This window comes from Thioclava sp. NG1 (assembly GCF_003122275.1).
GTDB lineage: Bacteria > Pseudomonadota > Alphaproteobacteria > Rhodobacterales > Rhodobacteraceae > Thioclava > Thioclava nitratireducens.
Genome location: NZ_QFBB01000005.1, coordinates 42,568 through 59,517, shown reverse-complemented (window position 1 = coordinate 59,517; position 16,950 = coordinate 42,568). Strand labels below are relative to the sequence as shown.

The window sequence follows — 16,950 nt, the reverse complement described above, 5'->3', positions numbered from 1 at the left end:
TTCAAGGGATCGCGAGGGAGGAAACGCGCGCATGACCCTGCTGACAATCCTGGCCAGGCCGCTGGTCCGGCTGAACGACATCCTGCTCGCGATCGGACGCTGGGCGGGCGTCGTCGCCGTGGCGGCGATGGTCATCGCGATCCTGATCCAGATCTGGTTTCGCTACGTGCTCAACAACGCGCTGCCCTGGCCTGACGAGGCGGCGCGGTTCTGCATGCTCTGGATGGGGGGGCTGATGGCGCCCTCGGCCTTCCGCTCGGGCGGGTTCGTGGCGATCGACATGCTCGCGGCGATGCTGCCGAAGCTGGTCGCGCGCGGCCTGACGCTGGTGCTTCTGGTGTTCTCGCTGATGGTCTCGGTCGCGGCGCTGAAACTCGGCTGGGACGGGATCACCGGCTTTGGCGGCAAATTCGCGACCGCCTCTCTCTGGGTGCCCGACAGCCTGACCTTCGACGCCTGGATCCGTGTGCCGCGCAGCTGGATGATGGCCTCGCTCGTGGTGGGCTTCGCGCTTCTGGTGCTGGTCAATATCGAGCTGATTCTGCGCAACCTACTGGCCCTGCGCACCGGAGACGACCCGCTGCCGCCCGTGCTCGCGATCGCTGGAGGGGCAGAGTGATGCTGGTCTGGTTCCTTCCGCTTTTCCTCGTCCTGATCCTGATCGGCTTCCCGATCTTCTTCGCGCTGCTCGCGGCCCCGGGCGCGATGCTGCTCCTGAACGGGCAGGAGCGCGACTTCGCGCTGCTTTACCGCAACCTCTACAACGGGATGGACAGCTTCCCGCTGCTTGCCATCCCGTTCTTCATGCTCGCCGGCGAGATGATGAACTCGGGCGGCATCACGCGCCGTCTGGTGGAGTTCTCCGAGGCGATGATGGGCCATCTCCGCGGCGGCCTCGCGCATGTGAATATCCTGTCCTCGATGCTGTTCGCGGGGCTTTCGGGCTCGGCAGTGGCCGATACGTCCGCGCTGGGCTCGATGCTGATCCCGGCGATGGAGCAGCAGGGCTACACCCGTAAATTCGCCGCTGCGATCACCGCGGCCAGTTCGGTGATCGGGCCGATCATCCCGCCTTCGGGCATCATGATCATCTATGCCTATGTGATGGGCCAGTCGGTCGCGGCGCTTTTCCTTGCGGGGATCGTGCCTGGCGTTCTGGTCGGTGTCGGGCTGATGGTGATGGTCAAGTTCATGGCCAACAAACACGGGTTTCCGCCCGCCTCGAAGAAACACACATGGCCCGAGCGGGGACAGGCGAGTTTGCGCGCCTTCTTCCCGCTGATGACGCCGGTCATCATTCTGGGCGGTATCTTGGGCGGCGTCTTCACCCCGACCGAGGCCGCCGCGATCGCCGTGGCCTACGCGCTGATCGTCGGCCTCTTCATCCTGCGCACGCTGCGCTGGAGCGACCTGCCGCATATCCTGATGCGGGCGGGGCTGACGTCCTCGGTGGTGCTGCTGCTCGTGGGCGCGGCGATGGCGTTCAAGACGGTCGTCAGCCTGTCGCACGCCCCCGAAGCGCTGGCGGAGTTCATCCTCGGCCTGTCGCAGAACCCGCTGATCCTGCTGTTCCTGATCAACATCCTGCTGTTCATCGTCGGGATGTTCCTCGACGCGGGCCCCGCGATCATCGTGCTGGGGCCGATCCTCGCGCCGATTTTCACCGGGCTCGGGGTCGATCCGATTCATTTCGCGATCATCATGAGCGTGAACCTGACCGTGGGGCTCGCCACGCCGCCGATGGGGCTGGTGCTGTTCGTGGCCGCCGCGGTGTCGAAGGAACGGGTGGAGACCATCGCCCGCGCGATCCTGCCGTTCCTCGCGGTCGAAGTGGCCGTGATCTTCCTGATCACCTACTTCCCCGCGATTTCGATGACCATTCCCCGTCTGACGGGGTTCGCCAACTAAAACGATACTGAAGCATATAGGGAGGAAATGATGCTCAGAACTTTCGTGAAATCGCTTGCGCTGGGGGCCGTTCTGGCCTCGGGGCTCGGCATGGCCGCACAAGCTCAGGACGATACGATCACGCTGCGCGCGGTCGCCAACTCGAACACGAATGACGAGGATTACGACGGTCTCGTCGTGTTCAAGAACTATGTCGAGAACGCCTCGAACGGGAAGATCAAGGTCGACCTCTTCATCGGCACGCAGCTGTGCTCGAACGGGGCAGAGTGTCTGCAGGGCATCGCGGATGGCTCGCTCGACATCTACATCTCGACCTCCGGCGGGGCTGCGGGGATCTTCCCCTATGTGCAGGTGCTCGACCTGCCGTATCTGATGCCGAACGACCGGGTTGCCGAAGAGGTGCTGACCCATACCGACTTCACCTCGCAGCTGCGCAAGATGGCGCTGGCGGACAGCGACAACATGATCCGCCTGATGACGATCGGAAACACCGGCGGCTGGCGCAACTTCGCCAACACCAAGCACACGGTGAAAACGCCCGAGGATCTGAAAGGCATGAAAATCCGCACCATCGTCGCGGACCTGCCGCAGGAGCTGGTGAAAGCGATGGGTGCCTCGCCGACCCCGATCCCGTGGCCGGAACTGTTCACCGCGCTGCAGACCGGCGTCGTGGACGGCACCAAGAACGGCATCACCGACATCATGAACATGAAATTCCCCGAGGCCGGGCTGAAATACGTCACGCTCGACGGGCATGCCTACATGGCGGCGCTGTGGTGGATGAACAACCAGAAGTTCAAGGACATGTCGCCCGACATGCAGCGCGTGATCGTGGACGGGTTCGCGGCGCTCCAGCAGGCGACCTTCGCTTCGCCGAAGCGCAAGTCGATCGCCGCCTATGAGGAGTTCAAGAAGGACGGCGGCGAGATCTACGTGCCGACGCCCGAGCAGAAGAAGCAGTTCCAGGATGCGGCGCAGCCGGTCTATGGCTGGTTCAAGGAGAACGTCCAGAACGGTGGCGAAGTGTTCGACGACCTGCAATCCGCGGTCGACGAGGCTTCGAAGACGGTCGATGCCGAGCGCGCGAGCGAACTGAACTGAGCCTTCGCGCTTTGAAATGAGAGACCCCGCGCCACCCGGCGCGGGGTCTTCTTTTTGGCTAACTTTCGGTGGGGTAGGGTTCGCTCAGGCCGATAGCCACCGCTCGAGCTTGCCGCTATCCGGCAGGCCGCCCGTATGCACCAGCTTCCCGTCGACCGAGACGCCGGGGGTCGACATCACGCCTGCCATGGCGATCGCGCGGGGGTCGGTAACCTTCTCGACCGACACCTCGATGCCGAGCTTGGCGGCCGCTTCCTTGACTATCTCCTCGGTCTTTTCGCAGCGCTTGCAGCCGGGGCCGTAAACCTTGACATCCTTCATATCTTTTCTCCTTAGAACAATGCGTTGAACAGGAAGCCGACGGCAAGGATCCCGCTGGCGACGACCCCGATGAAGACCGCGATCAGGCGCAGTTTCAGGACCTGACGCAGGATGATCATCTCGGGCATCGACAGCGCGATCACCGACATCATGAAGGCCAGAACCGTGCCGAGCGCCGCGCCCTTGCCCAGAAGCGCCTCGACGATCGGGATGACGCCAGCGGCGTTGGTGTACATCGGTACGCCCATCAGCACCGCCGCGGGCACCGACCACCACGTGCCCGAACCCATGATACGCACCATCAGGTCTTGCGGCACATAGCCGTGGATCAGAGCGCCCATAGCGATACCGATGATGATCCAGATCCAGACCCTGGAGAAGATCTCGCGCACCGCCTCGAGGCCAAGGCGATAGCGGTCCGTCATACTCAGATCGTCGCTCTCGACCGCGCCCGGCGTGGTCGCGCCGGAATGGATGTCGCGCACCCAGTCCTGCAGCCAGCCCTCGACATGGAGCCTGCCGATCACCCAGCCCGCGACGATCGCGATGGCGAGGCCGAAGCCGAGATAGACCAGCGCCACGGGCCAGCCGACGAGGCCGATGAGCAGGATCAGCGCCACTTCGTTGACCATCGGGGCTGCGATCAGGAACGAAAAGGTGACGCCCAGCGGAATGCCCGCGGAGACGAAGCCGATGAAGAGCGGCACCGCCGAGCATGAGCAGAACGGCGTCAAGACGCCCAAGCCCGCCGCCATCACGTTGCCGACGCCCTCGCGCTTGCCCGAGAGAAGCGCGCGGGTTTTTTCCGGACTGAAGAAGCTGCGCACGACCCCCATCGCGAAGACGATCAGCGTTAGCAGCATCATCACTTTCGGGACGTCGTAGAAGAAGAAGGCCAGCGCCTCGCCAGTATGCGTGTCGCGAGTGACCGGCAGGAACGAGACGATCCATTCGGAGAGGGCCGGGAGCTGGCGGTAGATCCCCCACCACGCGACGAGGCCTGCCGCGACGACCACGCTCCACGCCCAGCCGGGCATCCCGCCATGCGGGGTTTCATGCTGTGTCACACTCATGTCGCGTTCCCCTTGAAGCTCGTTCGGTGAGGGGGGCCGCAAAACGCGACCCGGTGCCTCATCACGGGCAGATTAGCGCCGGGGGCACGGGTCGCTTCAATGCGCTCGATCAAGTTGGGCGCAATTTCTCATGTCCTGCTGCGAAAGGTCGCGGCTGCGGAAGTCAGGAAGGATCGCGCGCGATGTTACGCTCCATGAGCCGCTGGAACAGCCCGGGCGAGGCGCGGTTGATCCACCACGCGAGCCGCGCGACGCGGCCTACCGGGATCATCGGGCGGTTGCGCTTCAGCCCGGCGAGGATCACCTGCGCGGCAGCCTCGGGCGTCATGTAATCCACCCCGTCCGCAGCCGCTCCGGGACGTGCGATGCCGTCGGATTGCCGCTCGGCCCGCTCTAGATTTGTCGCCACGAAGGAGGGGGCTGCGATCTGCACGCGCACGCCGTGAGGGGCCTCCTCCGAACGCAACGATTTGAAGAACCCTTCCAACGCATGTTTCGACGCGGCATAGGCGGTGCGGTGATAGAGCGGCGAGAATCCCGCCACCGAAGAAATCGCCAGATGCGTGCCGTGGCTTTCCCGCAGCGGTTCGAGGAAATGCCGCGCCATCGCGGTTGCCGCGAAATAGTTGATTTCGAAGACCTTGCGATGTGCGGCCTCGCTCAGCTCGGAGAACGGCCCGATCTGGGTGACGCCCGCGTTGTAGATCGCGAGCTCGATCCGGGGGTGACGTGCGCGGATGTCCTCGCAGGCTGTCTCCAGTTGCGCCGGATCGGTCAGATCGCAGGCGATGGCCTCTTCATTCGGCGCGGCGGTAAGGCCCGAGATATCCCGGTCGAGCAGCACGACCTGCCAGCCCTCGGCGCGCAGCCCCGCCGAGAGCGCCTGCCCAAGCCCCCCGGCGCCGCCCGAGATTACCGCGACGCGCGCGCTCATAACCCCGCCTCGCGCGCCCAGAGGTCAAAGACTTCGGCGCTGGTCAGCTCTGGCGTGTAGCCGAAGACTTCCTTCAATGCGTCGTTCGCGAGGACGGGGCGGTATTGCAGAAAGCGCACCTGTTCGGGCCCGTAGCGGCTCAGGCCCAGCGGATGGGCGATGGCGAGCGCGGCCTTGATGCCGAGCGCGGGCAGGCGGCGCACCGGTTTGCCCAGACGTCTTGCGAGGTCGGTGACGCCCAGTGCGCCGTCTCCCGCGACGTTGAAGATGCCAGGCGGGCCATCGGTCGCGGCACGTATAAGGATGCGCGCCAGATCGCGGGTCCAGATGAAGACGAAAGGGCTCTCGCAACCCCGGATCGCGAGCAGGCGCGGCTTGCGAAACAGCGCGGTGATCTGGTTGTCGGTGCCCTTCCCAAGAACCGTTCCGACCCGCAGCACGACCTGCTCGAGGGCAGGGTGGGTGGCGCGCGCTTCGGCCAGCATCTCCTCGACCTGCCGCTTGTGATCGGCATAGGCGAACTCGGGATTGCCGCGCACCGGATCGCTTTCGCGCAGCGGCACGGGGTTGTCGGCGTGATAGCCATAGGCCGCGCCCGACGAAGTCACGACAAGTCGCCGCACGCCGACCGAAAGCGCAGCCGCGAGCACCTTGCGCGTGCCCTCCACATCGACGCGGTAGGCGAGCTCGCGCCCCATGCCGGGACCGGGCGTCACGATGGAGGCGAGATGCACGATCACCTCTGGCCGTTCGCGCGCGATGACCTTGCAGGGGGCGTCGGTGGTGACGTCCATCGCCACGAAGCGCACGGCTTCGGGCAAGTTGTCGGGGCATGCCAGATCGGTCGCGATGACCTCATGGCCACTTTCGGCGAGTTCAGCGGTCAGCACGCGGCCGATCATGCCGCCCGCACCGGTAATCAGGATCCGGGTCATCGCGCGGCCTCCTTTCGTCTCATGAATGTCGAGATCGCGAAGCCCGCGATGATGTGCCAGATGCCCCAGAAAGCCGCGACGATTGCCATGCCGCCCAAACCTCCGAAGAAGGCGAATATCAGCACGAGGCCGAGACCTGAATTCTGGATACCCGTCTCGATAGTGATCGCGCGCCGGTCGAAGGGCGAAAGCCGCGCCAGCGTCGCGGTGCCATAGCCGCCCGCGAAGGCCAGTGCGTTGTGCAGCACCACCATCCCTGCGATCAGCCCGACGAATTGCACGAAATACTGCCAGTTGGCGCTGAGCGAGAGCGCCACGAAAGCCACGAAAATCGCCATCGACACCCATTTCAGCGGATCGCGAATGCGGGTCGTCAGATCGTAGCGGTAATGGTTCAGCGCGATCCCGGCGATCAGCGGCAAAAGCAGCATGATACCCACGGTGATCGCCACGCTCACCGGGTCGATATGGGTCTCGTGCAGCAGCGCGCGCGTCGGGGCGTAAAGGCTGCCCCAGAACGCGATATTGAGCGGCGTCAGCACGATCGCCGCCACCGTGGCGAAGGCGGTCAGCGAGACCGACAGCGCCGTGTTCCCGCCCGCCCGATGGGTGAAGAAGTTCGAGACATTCCCGCCGGGACAAGCCGCGACGAGGATCAGCCCGAGCGCAATCGACGGGCTGGGCTGCAGCGCCAGCACCAGCCCGAAGGTCAGCGCGGGCAGCACCAGAAACTGCGACGTGAACCCCACGATCAGCGCCCAGGGCCTGCGCACCAGCGGGCGGAAATCGCGGGGGGAGAGGTCGATCGCGACCGAGAACATGACGATGCCGAGGATCGCGTTGAGCAGATGCAGGGCGCCGGGGCTGAAATTCAGCCGGACCGCGTCGAGCCCGGTCATGCCGGGGCCTTCCCGCCGAGCGCCTTGATCCAGCCGGTGACCGCCTTGCGATAGGTCGCCTTGTCCACGTAATAGGCCATCCGCGCGAGCTTGAGATAGGCCATGCCGCCGGTCGCACGCTCGAACCCCTCGGCCTTCTTTGCCTGCAGGCGCTTCGCGGCCTCCGATCCCTCGCGCAGCCCGCGAATGTAGCGCGCCACCATCTCGGCTTGTTCGTGACGGCCCTGCCAGCCAAGCCCGCTCGCCTCGAGCATTCCCAGCACGAAGAGATCGTCGCGCTTGGGGTGCATCGCGTTAAGGTACAGATGCGGTGCGTCGCCTTGCCAGTTCAGCAGCTCCGGCGCGATGAAGGGGTAGTGCAGCTTGTAGCCGGTGGCCGCGAGGATCATGTCATACTCGGCCCGCGCGCCATCCTTGAAGTGCACCGTTTTGCCGTCGAGCCTTTCGATATCCGCGCGCACTTTCAGATCGCCGTGACCTGCGTGGAACAGCACCAGCGAGTTCACGATCGGATGGCTCTCGTAGAGTTTGTAATCGGGCTTGGGAAACCCGTATTTCTGCGGATCGCCGACGAACCATTTCAGCAGCGCGCCGTCGATCTTGCGCTTGAGCCACATCGGCAGCTTGATCGCCCCGCCCAGCGTGTCGGCGGGTTTGCCGAAGACGTATTTCGGCACGAAGTAATAGCCGCGCCGCATCGAGAGATCGCAGCTTTTGCCGTGATGGATCGCGTCCACCGCGATGTCGCAGCCCGAATTGCCCGCGCCCACGACGAGCACGCGCTTGCCGGTGAATTGCGACGGGTCGCGATAGGCCGAGGAGTGGATCAACTCGCCGTCGAACTGGCCGGGGAACTCCGGCATGTTCGGTTCGGAGAGCGTGCCATTGGCGATCAGAACGCCTGCATAGATCTCAGAATGCTCGCCCTCGCTATCGCGCCAACCGACCCGCCAGCCTTCGCCATCGCCGCCCAGCGGTTCAACCTTCGTCACCTTGGCGTTGAAGCGGTAATGGCGCCGAATGTCGAAATGATCGGCGAAATCGCGGAAATACTGCGCCATCTCGCGGTGGCTGGGATATTCCGCCACCTCCTCGCGCATCGGGAAATCGGTGAATTCCGTCATCCGCTTCGAGGAAATCAGATGCGCGCTTTCATACATCGTCGAATGCGCGCCCTCGATATCCCAGAGCCCGCCCACATCGCTGTGCAGCTCGAACCCCTGATAGTCTACCCCTTGTTCGCCCAGCACCTTGGCCGCGGCCAGACCCATCGGGCCCGCGCCGATCAGGGCGAACCTGCCCCTCGTATCTGTCATCTTGCGTCTCCTCCCAGACGTTTTTAAATTGAACCATTGTTCAAAATAAGCAAGCCCCGATCTGATGACGAAAAAGACGACCGAGAAACAAAGGCTTAGAGCGCCGTCAAAGCGCTCTCTCGCGAGTCGTTCACGGATTCTCGATGCGGCGGAAACGGTGTTCGCGCGGGACGGATTCGAGGGCGCGAAGGTGCGCGACATCGCCGCGCTGGCCGAGGTGCCCCTGGGGCTGGTGAACCATCACGGGGGCTCGAAAGAGGCGCTGTTTCGCGAAGTGGTGGAGCGGCGCGCCGAAGAGCTGGCGCGTCTGCGTCTGGAGGCTCTGGCGCAGGCAAAGGGGCAGGGGGCGCTCGATCTGACGGCGATCCTCGGCTGCTTCTTCCGGCCCTATCTGGTGAAGGCGGCAGGCAGCGATCCGCAATGGCTGGCCTATGCGCGGCTGGTGGCGATGGTCTCGGCCGATCCGGCCTGGGCCGATATTTCTACCGATCTTTTCGACCCGACCGCACAGCGTTTCATGGATGAAATCTGCGCGCTGCATCCCAAGGTGGGCCGGGCGGTGGTGGCAGAAGGGTTCGTCTATTCGGTCGCAGCCCTTCTGGCCTTCCTGACCTCGGAATGGCGGATCGCGGCGCTGGCCTCGCAGTCCGATGCGCAAGCCTCGGTCGAGGGGCTGGTCGCCTTCTGCGCGGCGGGCTGTGCAGCGCGGATCGCGCAGGCCGAGACGTGACCGGATGCTGAGCGCAACGACCCTGCTGGTCATCACCGCCGTGTTCTTCTCGGCGTTCCTGCGCGGCATTGCGGGGTTCGGTTTCGCGCTGGCCGTGGTGCCGATCGTCTCGCTGATTGTGCCGCCGATCGAGGCGGTGACGCTGGCGGTGCTGCTGCAGGTCGTGGTCGGGTGCCGCGATCTTTTCACGCTTCACGGGCATGTGCACAAACCCTCGCTTGCGCGGCTGTCGCTGGGCGCGATTGTGGGTACGCCGGTCGGGATTTTCGCGCTCAGCGCGGTCAGCGCCGATGCCGCGCGGGTGATGATCGCGCTCGCCGTACTCGCGGGGCTGATGCTGCTGTTGCGCTACAAGCCTGCGCGCCCGCATCCCCATGGCGGGCTCGCGCTGCTGGCGGGCGTCGCCTCGGGCGCGTTTTCCGGGCTCGCGGCGATGCCGGGGCCGCCCGCAGTGGCCTATTACCTCGGGGCAGGCACCACGGCGATGCAGACGCGGGCCTCGTTGCTGCTATTCTTCTTCGTGGCCTCGCTGTTGGCAACGCCCGGGCTGATCCTTGCGGGGGCCGTGAATGGCGATGCGCTCTGGCTGACGCTGGTTTCGGTGCCCGCGCTGGCGCTCGGCACATGGGCGGGCACTACGGCCTTCGCGCGGCTCGACAACGCTCAGTACCGGACGATAGCCATCGTGGTCATGGCGATTTCGGCTGTGCTTGCGGGCTGGCGAGGCTTGTCGGTCTATCTCTAGAGCAGGGCGCCGCTTTCGGGCTTACCTTCCGCGCCGCACGCTAGGGGCGCGGGCGAGGATGAACCATTCGCCGATATTCTCGCGGTTGATGAAGCCCACGAAATTGCCGTTCGCCCCCACCACCGCCACCGCCGGGATGCGCTGCCGCGCGAAGGCGTCGAGCACGTCGTCCATCCCGGTCTTCAGCGACACGACCGGCACATCGCGGAACATGATCTCGGAGACCGGTGTCTGGCGGAACTCGGGATCGGGCCGGGCCAGCACGCTCTCGCGGGTGACGAAGCCGAGGATCTGTCCTTCGGGCGAGAGCACGGGAAACTCCGATTGCGAGCTGTGCAGGATCGCCTGCGCGGCGGTGTCGATCGTATCTTCCGGTGTCAGCGACACGAAGGAGGTGATGACGGCGTCGCGCGCCGCCGCCCGATGGGCCAGACCGCGCATCGCCGCGTCGGAGCTTTCCGATCCCGCCGCGAAGAAGATGAACACCGCGATCAGCACGAGGATTGGGTTGCCGCTCGTCAGACCCCAATAGGCGAAGAGCACGGCGATGACCTGCCCGGTTCGGGCTGCGACCTGCGTCGCTTTCACCCGGTCCATGAACAGCGCGAGAGCCGCTCGGAAGACCCGCCCGCCATCCATCGGGAAGGCCGGGATCAGGTTGAACGCGACGAGAAGCGCGTTGACCAGCGCAAGCCGGCCCCAGAAACTTTGCGCGGGATTGTCGAGCGATTGCAGATCGCTGAGCCAGCCGCGACCGCCGAGGAAGATCGTCAGGATCAGGAAGATCACGACATTGACCGCGGGCCCCGCCACGGCGATCAGAATTTCCTGCTTGGGATTTTCCGGAATCCGCTCCAGCCGCGCGAGGCCGCCGATCGGCAGAAGCGTGATGTCGGGCGTTCGTACGCCGAACCGCGCCGCCATCGTCGCATGGCCGAATTCATGGAGCACGACGCAGGCGAAGACCGACAGGATGAAGAGCATGTTGACCAGCGCCGCCTGCGGCCCCTCCGCCGCCCAGGCGGTGGCGGTGATCCAGATGATCAGCAGAACGAAGGTGACATGGACCCTGAGCACAGTGCCGCCGATCTTGCCGAGTGAATAGGACCAGCTCATCTCAACCCTCTCTTTCCGCCGCGTGATCGTCCCGGGGAAGGGGACGGCACAGCCGAATTCCCGCTGCCCTCAATTTGACCGCTCGATTGCGTCACCACAAGAAGGTGCGACGCAGTTACCCTGTCGAGGGTGCCAGATAGACCTCGCCGGGCGCGAAGGCTCGGAACCGGTCTACCGCGATCCCGGAGGCCGCGAGGCTTTGACCGAGCAGGGTGGGCGGCTCCTCGCGCGGCTCGTCGGTCAGCTGGAACGTGCCCCAGTGACAGCCGAGCGCTTGGGCGGGGCCGATATCGGTGAAGATGCGCACGGCCTCTTCGGGCGCGACATGCTGGGGCTGCATGAACCAGCGCGGCTCATAGGCTCCGATCGGGATCACCGCGATGTCCGGCGCACCGTGCCGGGCGCGGATGTCGCGAAAAATCGCCCCGTCGCCATAGCCGGTATCGCCCGCGAACCAGATCCGGCTCTGCGGCGTGTCGATCCAGAAGCCGCTCCAGAGAGCCATGCGCCGGTCGCCGAGGCCCCGTGCCGACCAGTGGTTCGCGGGCGTCAGCGTGACCGAGATCTCTGGGGTCAGCGCGATGCGGTCGTGCCAATCGCCGGTCTCGATCCGCGCCCCGCGTACCGCCTTTCGCACCGTCGCATCGGTCCCTAGCGGCATCACCATCCGTGGACGGTGGCGTTTGTGCAGTTTGCGCAAAGTGACGGTGTCGAGATGGTCGTAATGGTTATGGCTGATCAGGACCGCGTCGATGGGCGGAAGGTGGTCGAAGGCGATCCCGGGCGCGGTGACGCGCCTAGGCCCGGCAAAGCGCAGCGGGCTCGCGCGGTCCGACCAGACCGGATCGGTCAGCAGGTTGAGCCCTGCGACCTGAATGAGAACCGAGGCATGGCCGACCATGGTGAGCCGCGCCGCGTCGCTGCGCTCGGGCGGCACGCTCGGCTCAATGGGGACGTGCTTGGGCCACCGGGCGCGCTGCCCTTCGCGCCGCCATTTGAGGATGTCGCGAAAGGAGCGATCCGTGGACGGCTGGCCATGCGGGTGAAAACGCTCGCCGTCGAAATGGTCGCTGACCGGGCCGGTGTAATAGCGGTTACGTGCCATTTCGTGCCTGCTTCAGGTTTTCGCGGAAACTGAGCGGACCGGGCATCGCCTGTCGCGCCCCTGATATGAGCGCGCCCCGGCGATCACTGCGCAAGCGCCTCGAGATGCGCGGCTGCGCCTTCCGCGAGCGCGGTCGGGTTGTAGCCGCCTTCCAGGCAGGAAACCAAGCGTCCGTCGCAGCAACGGCGCGCGACGCCGCGGATCGCGCTCGTCAGCCACCAGTAATCCCCGGCGGTCCAGAGCAGGCCCGAGATGTCGTCCTCGCGATGCGCGTCGAACCCGGCGGATACGATGATCAAATCCGGATTGAAGGCCTCCAACCGGGCAAGCCCGTCCTCCCAGGCGACCTTCATCTCGGACGCGCCGCTGCCACTGGCGAGCGGCAGGTTGAGCACGTTGTCATGCGCGCCCGTCTCCGACCGCGCCCCGGTGCCGGGCCAGAGCGACTTGGGCTCCTGATGCGACGAGATGAACAGGCTGCGCGGCTCGTCCCAAAGGATATCCTGCGTACCGTTGCCGTGATGCACGTCGAAATCGAGCACCGCGACGCGCGACAGGCCGTGACGTTCGAGCGCATGCAGCGCCGCAAGCCCGGTATTGCCGTAGATGCAGAACCCCATCGCCCGCGTCCGCGTTGCGTGGTGCCCGGGCGGGCGAGTCGCGACGAACACGCGCTCGGCCTCGCCCGTGAGAACGAGATCGACGGCCTGCAAGGCCCCGCCCGCGCCCAGGCGGCTCGCACGGCGCGAGCCCGGCGAAACATGCGTGTCCGAATCGAGATCTGCATGCTCCTCACGCGCGAAGACCTCTTCGAGCGCTTCAAGATAAGCCGCGTCGTGGCCCAGCAGGAGATCCTCGTCGCTCGCCTCGCGCGCCTCGATGACCGGCAGCTCCATCTCGTCGATCAGGCCGCGCACCGTCTCGAGGCGCCACGGCCGCTCGCGATGGGTGGGCCCGGTGTCGTGAGCGAGGCAATCCTCGTGGGTGATCGTGACGAACGTGCGCATGAAGCTCTCCAGAAAGGTCGTATCGGGGGCCTATCGGCGAGTCGCGACCCGCGCCGCGCCGTCGCTCGAACGGTGCTGCCCGTTGCGAAGCTGCGTCAGAGTTTTGGAAATGACAAGCACCCCCGGACGGAGGACACGTGCCGCCGCCGTCCTGTCGGGTGAAATCTGCGAGTGCGTCGCCCTTGCTCAGCAGGGCGGCCCGATCAGAAACACGGGCGGCAACTCGCGCGCACGGCGCTCTGCCAGTCGTCGTTTCGCAGTGGCCAGTTTGACCTGCGTGACTTCTAGGCGCAGCAGCGCCCGGCTGCGCGCATCGTAAAGCCGTCGGATCGGCGAACCCGGATTTCCGATCAACCCCGGACGACGGTTCGCGCTGCGCGGAAACCAGTCGTTCAAGCCCACGAGCGCGTCGCGCCACGCCTTGTCCGCCTCGATGTAACGCTCGAACGCGAGACGCAATGCGCGGCGGCGTGTCATGAGTTCCGGTCGCATCATCGCTCCTCCCTCAGAAGATTAGACCACTTCCAACCATAGCAGAAATGCCGCGAGTCGTCAGGTTTTGCAGGGCTCCGACGGCGCGATCGCCTCGAACACGGTTTCGCGAGCGCAGCATGATTTTCTTGTTTCTGCGGTTTAGGGTTGCATTAAATGAACCATCGTTCATTTAATGTGAGCGCCCCAAGGAGGATCATCGGCCGAATGTGCCGGCGATGGGGAGCCAGAGGAGGAAGTCATGCAAAGCGAGAGCAACCCGCACTCAGATCTCGGCGTGGTGCCGAAACGTGGTCTGGCCCATGTAGCCGGGCCGACCGATACCCCGCTGATCGAGGATACGATCCCGGCCGTGCTCAAGCGCACTGTCGAGCGTTGGCCCGATCGCGACGGCGCCATCTTCACCTCGGAAGGCATTCGCTGGACCTGGGCGGAGTTCGCGCAGCGGGTCGACCGGCTCGCCTCGGGGCTGCTCGCGCTCGGGCTTCGGCATGGCGATCGGCTCGGTATCTGGTCGCCCAACCGTTCGGAATGGCTGCTGACGCAGTTCGCGACGGCGCGGATCGGGGTGATCCTCGTGAACATCAACCCGGCCTATCGCCTGCACGAGCTGGAATTTGCGCTGCGCAAGACCGGCTGCCGGGCGCTGGTGCTGGCCGAGACCTTCAAGAGCTCGGATTACCTGTCGATGATCCAGCGCCTGCTGCCGGAGCTTGCGAAGAGTGAGCCCGGTCAGCTGGAAACCATGAAACTGCCCGATCTGCGCGACATCATCACTCTGGGAGAGACCCAGCATGCCGGCTGTCATCGCTTCTCGGATGTCGAGGCGATGGGCGCGGCGCAGGACCAAGGCGCGCTCGACGCTGTCACCGAACATCTCGACCCGAACGAGCCGATCAACATCCAGTTCACCTCCGGCACCACCGGATCGCCGAAAGGCGCGACCCTGACGCATCGCAATATCGTCAACAACGCGCATTTCGTGACCCGCGCGATGCTGGCGACCGAACAGGACCGCGTCTGCATCCCGGTGCCGTTCTACCATTGCTTCGGGATGGTGATGGGCACGCTGGGCTGCGTCACCAAGGGCGCGGCTATCGTCGTGCCGAGCGAAGGCTTCGACGCGCCCGTCACGCTGGCATGCGTCGCGGCCGAACGCTGCACCGCACTTTACGGCGTGCCGACCATGTTCGTCGCGATGCTGGAGCATCCCGATTTCGCGAACCATGACCTTTCGTCGCTGCGCACCGGCATCATGGCGGGCGCACCCTGTCCGATCGAGGTGATGAAGCAGGTGCAATCGAAGATGCACATGTCGGAAGTGACGATCGCCTACGGGATGACCGAGACCGCCCCGGTCTCGTTCCAGTCGGCCACCGATACACCCTTGGAAAAACGTGTGTCCTCGGTGGGTCAGGTGCAGCCGCATCTCGAGGTGAAGATCGTGCGCGAGGATGGCTCGCTCGCCAATGTGGGCGAGCAGGGCGAGCTGCTGACGCGCGGCTACTCGGTGATGTGCGGCTATTGGGGCGAGCCCGAGCGCACGAATGACGCGCTCGATGCGGATGGCTGGATGCATACGGGCGATCTCGCCCGGATCGACAGCGAGGGCTATTGCAACATCACCGGACGGGTGAAGGACATGATCCTGCGGGGCGGCGAGAACGTCTATCCGCGGGAGGTCGAGGAGTTCCTCTACACCCATCCCGATATCAGTCAGGCGCAGGTCTTCGGCATCCCGGATCACCGGCTGGGCGAGATCGTCGCCGCATGGATCGTGCCGCGCAATGGCGCCGAGTTGACCGAGGAGGCTATCCGCGAGTTCTGCCGCGACGAGATCGCGCATTTCAAGATTCCGGCGGTGATCCGGTTCAAGGAGAGCCTGCCGCTGACGGTTTCCGGCAAGCCGCAGAAATTCGTCATGCGCGATGCAATGATCGAGGAGCTGGGGCTCGCGGTCGAGGAAACTGCCTGATCTGACGAAAGCGCCGCGCGTCTTCCGCGCGGCGCAATTTCTGCGTCAGCCTAAGGTCTTGGGCTTGTGCGTCCCGTTGAGCCGGCTGCGCAGCGGCAGCAGGCCCAGCACCGCCGTCGTCGCGAAGCTCGCGCCCGCGAGGAAGGTCCATTGCGCGCCGCCGAACTCCCATAGCGCCCCTGCGATCACGCTGGCGATCAGCAGCGCCACGCCGGTGACGAGGTTGAACATGCCAAAGGCGGTGCCGCGCAACTCTGCCGGGACGGCTTCGGCCACCAGCGCGGCCAGCAGCCCCTGTGTGAAGCCCATATGCATTCCCCACAGGAGCACACCGATCGCAAGACCGCCGATCCCGCCGACCAGCGCGAGCGTCAGGTCCGCCGCGATCAACAGCCCCAGCCCGACCAGTAGCAGCCCGACACGACCGACCTGGTCGGAAAGCGCCCCGACCGGATAGGCGATCAGCGCATAGACCGCGTTCATCCCCACCAGAACCAGCGGCACCAGCATCACCGGGATGCCGTCGTCATTGGCGCGCAGGATCAGGAAGGCCTCGCTGAACCGGGCGAGCGTGAACAGCGTCGCGACGACCACGACCCACCAGAACACGTTACCCAAGAGCTTGAGCTCTGACCGGGCGAGGGGGTTGCGCACCTGCCGCTGCGCGCGGGGATGGGCGGGCTCTTTCACCACGAACAGGATCAGCCCGAGCGACAGGAAAGCCGGGATCACCGCGACCCAGAAGACCGAGCGGAAATCGTCCGAGAACAGCCACATCAGCCCGATCGCGGCGAGCGGCCCGAGGAAGGCGCCCACCGTGTCGAGCGATTGCCGAAGCCCGAAGGCCGCGCCGCGCATCTTGCCCGGCGCAAGGTCGGCGATCAGCGCATCGCGCGGGGCGCCCCGGATGCCTTTGCCCACCCGGTCGATGAAGCGCGCGGCCACAAGCCAGTCGAAGGTCGGCGCGAGCGGAAAGATCGGTTTCGTCACAGCCGCCAGCCCGTAGCCGAGCGCGGCCAGCTCCTTGCGCCGCCCGATCCGGTCCGACAGCGCCCCAGAAAAGACCTTGGTGATCGCGGCGGTGGCTTCGGCGATCCCTTCGATCACACCCACCGCCAGCGCCGTCGCGCCAAGTCCGGTCATCAGGTAGACCGGCAGCAGCGCATGGATCATCTCGGAGGAGACATCCATGAAAAGCGACACGAACCCCAGCGCCCAGATGCCCATCGGCAATCCGCGCCCGCGTTTACCTGTCGGGGTTTCCATTGCCTCTTGCGTGTCGTCCGTCATGTG

The 16,950-nt window shown here is 65.3% G+C and carries 17 protein-coding genes; 6 read left to right on the top strand and 11 right to left on the bottom strand.

Going from position 1 to position 16,950, the window contains the following annotated elements; all coding sequences use genetic code 11:
• Nucleotides 1-31 precede the first annotated feature (31 nt).
• The 3 genes from DEM26_RS10910 to DEM26_RS10900 are packed head-to-tail and all read left to right on the top strand — an operon-like array spanning nucleotide 32 to nucleotide 3,009.
• On the top strand, nucleotides 32-619 hold the full coding sequence (locus DEM26_RS10910; RefSeq protein ID WP_088718796.1) for a TRAP transporter small permease: 588 nt from the start codon (nucleotides 32-34) through the stop codon (nucleotides 617-619).
• Nucleotides 619-1,908 (top strand): TRAP transporter large permease, encoded by a 1,290-nt coding sequence (locus DEM26_RS10905; RefSeq protein WP_075774653.1) that lies wholly within the window; start codon nucleotides 619-621, stop codon nucleotides 1,906-1,908. Before DEM26_RS10910 ends, DEM26_RS10905 begins: the two co-directional genes overlap by 1 nt.
• Before the next feature lie 30 nt (nucleotides 1,909-1,938).
• Nucleotides 1,939-3,009: a TRAP transporter substrate-binding protein gene (locus DEM26_RS10900; protein ID WP_109172400.1), complete on the top strand. Its 1,071-nt coding sequence runs from the start codon at nucleotides 1,939-1,941 to the stop codon at nucleotides 3,007-3,009.
• A gap of 84 nt (nucleotides 3,010-3,093) precedes the next feature.
• Here DEM26_RS10900 and DEM26_RS10895 read toward each other — a convergent pair whose 3' ends face one another.
• From DEM26_RS10895 to DEM26_RS10870, 6 genes are all read right to left on the bottom strand, one after another.
• On the bottom strand, nucleotides 3,094-3,330 hold the full coding sequence (locus tag DEM26_RS10895) for a thioredoxin family protein (RefSeq protein WP_109172399.1): 237 nt from the start codon (nucleotides 3,328-3,330) through the stop codon (nucleotides 3,094-3,096).
• A gap of 11 nt (nucleotides 3,331-3,341) precedes the next feature.
• Complete coding sequence (locus tag DEM26_RS10890) at nucleotides 3,342-4,403, bottom strand: permease (RefSeq protein WP_199224663.1); 1,062 nt, start codon at nucleotides 4,401-4,403, stop codon at nucleotides 3,342-3,344.
• Between the two features lie 163 nt (nucleotides 4,404-4,566).
• On the bottom strand, nucleotides 4,567-5,337 hold the full coding sequence (locus DEM26_RS10885; RefSeq protein WP_109172397.1) for an SDR family NAD(P)-dependent oxidoreductase: 771 nt from the start codon (nucleotides 5,335-5,337) through the stop codon (nucleotides 4,567-4,569).
• Nucleotides 5,334-6,272, bottom strand: coding sequence for an SDR family oxidoreductase (locus tag DEM26_RS10880; RefSeq protein WP_088718791.1), 939 nt, complete (start codon nucleotides 6,270-6,272; stop codon nucleotides 5,334-5,336). Before DEM26_RS10880 ends, DEM26_RS10885 begins: the two co-directional genes overlap by 4 nt.
• Nucleotides 6,269-7,171: a bile acid:sodium symporter family protein gene (locus DEM26_RS10875; RefSeq protein ID WP_109172396.1), complete on the bottom strand. Its 903-nt coding sequence runs from the start codon at nucleotides 7,169-7,171 to the stop codon at nucleotides 6,269-6,271. Before DEM26_RS10875 ends, DEM26_RS10880 begins: the two co-directional genes overlap by 4 nt.
• Nucleotides 7,168-8,487 carry a flavin-containing monooxygenase gene (locus DEM26_RS10870; RefSeq protein ID WP_109172395.1) on the bottom strand — a complete coding sequence of 440 codons (1,320 nt, stop codon included), beginning with the start codon at nucleotides 8,485-8,487 and terminating at the stop codon, nucleotides 7,168-7,170. The genes DEM26_RS10875 and DEM26_RS10870 overlap by 4 nt, the downstream gene beginning before the upstream one ends.
• A 64-nt stretch (nucleotides 8,488-8,551) precedes the next feature.
• On the opposite strand from DEM26_RS10870, the gene DEM26_RS10865 reads away from it, so the two are divergent.
• Both DEM26_RS10865 and DEM26_RS10860 read left to right on the top strand, forming a co-directional pair.
• Nucleotides 8,552-9,217 carry a TetR/AcrR family transcriptional regulator gene (locus DEM26_RS10865; RefSeq protein ID WP_199224662.1) on the top strand — a complete coding sequence of 222 codons (666 nt, stop codon included), beginning with the start codon at nucleotides 8,552-8,554 and terminating at the stop codon, nucleotides 9,215-9,217.
• A 4-nt stretch (nucleotides 9,218-9,221) separates the two neighbouring features.
• Nucleotides 9,222-9,962: a sulfite exporter TauE/SafE family protein gene (locus DEM26_RS10860; RefSeq protein WP_199224661.1), complete on the top strand. Its 741-nt coding sequence runs from the start codon at nucleotides 9,222-9,224 to the stop codon at nucleotides 9,960-9,962.
• Between the two features lie 21 nt (nucleotides 9,963-9,983).
• On the opposite strand, the gene DEM26_RS10855 is transcribed toward DEM26_RS10860, so the two are convergent.
• The 4 genes from DEM26_RS10855 to DEM26_RS10840 all read right to left on the bottom strand — a co-directional run bounded on the left by DEM26_RS10855 (nucleotide 9,984) and on the right by DEM26_RS10840 (nucleotide 13,685).
• On the bottom strand, nucleotides 9,984-11,078 hold the full coding sequence (locus DEM26_RS10855) for a site-2 protease family protein (RefSeq protein WP_109172393.1): 1,095 nt from the start codon (nucleotides 11,076-11,078) through the stop codon (nucleotides 9,984-9,986).
• A gap of 115 nt (nucleotides 11,079-11,193) precedes the next feature.
• Complete coding sequence (locus DEM26_RS10850) at nucleotides 11,194-12,183, bottom strand: MBL fold metallo-hydrolase (protein ID WP_109172392.1); 990 nt, start codon at nucleotides 12,181-12,183, stop codon at nucleotides 11,194-11,196.
• 83 nt (nucleotides 12,184-12,266) lie between these two features.
• On the bottom strand, nucleotides 12,267-13,190 hold the full coding sequence (locus DEM26_RS10845; protein WP_075774663.1) for a histone deacetylase family protein: 924 nt from the start codon (nucleotides 13,188-13,190) through the stop codon (nucleotides 12,267-12,269).
• 186 nt (nucleotides 13,191-13,376) lie between these two features.
• Nucleotides 13,377-13,685 (bottom strand): hypothetical protein, encoded by a 309-nt coding sequence (locus tag DEM26_RS10840; RefSeq protein ID WP_233243080.1) that lies wholly within the window; start codon nucleotides 13,683-13,685, stop codon nucleotides 13,377-13,379.
• A gap of 238 nt (nucleotides 13,686-13,923) precedes the next feature.
• On the opposite strand from DEM26_RS10840, the gene DEM26_RS10835 reads away from it, so the two are divergent.
• Nucleotides 13,924-15,657 (top strand): AMP-binding protein, encoded by a 1,734-nt coding sequence (locus DEM26_RS10835; protein ID WP_109172391.1) that lies wholly within the window; start codon nucleotides 13,924-13,926, stop codon nucleotides 15,655-15,657.
• Nucleotides 15,658-15,702: 45 nt separating this feature from the next.
• Here DEM26_RS10835 and DEM26_RS10830 read toward each other — a convergent pair whose 3' ends face one another.
• Nucleotides 15,703-16,947, bottom strand: a complete 1,245-nt coding sequence (locus tag DEM26_RS10830; protein ID WP_109172390.1) for an MFS transporter — start codon at nucleotides 16,945-16,947, stop codon at nucleotides 15,703-15,705.
• Nucleotides 16,948-16,950: the final 3 nt, after the last annotated feature.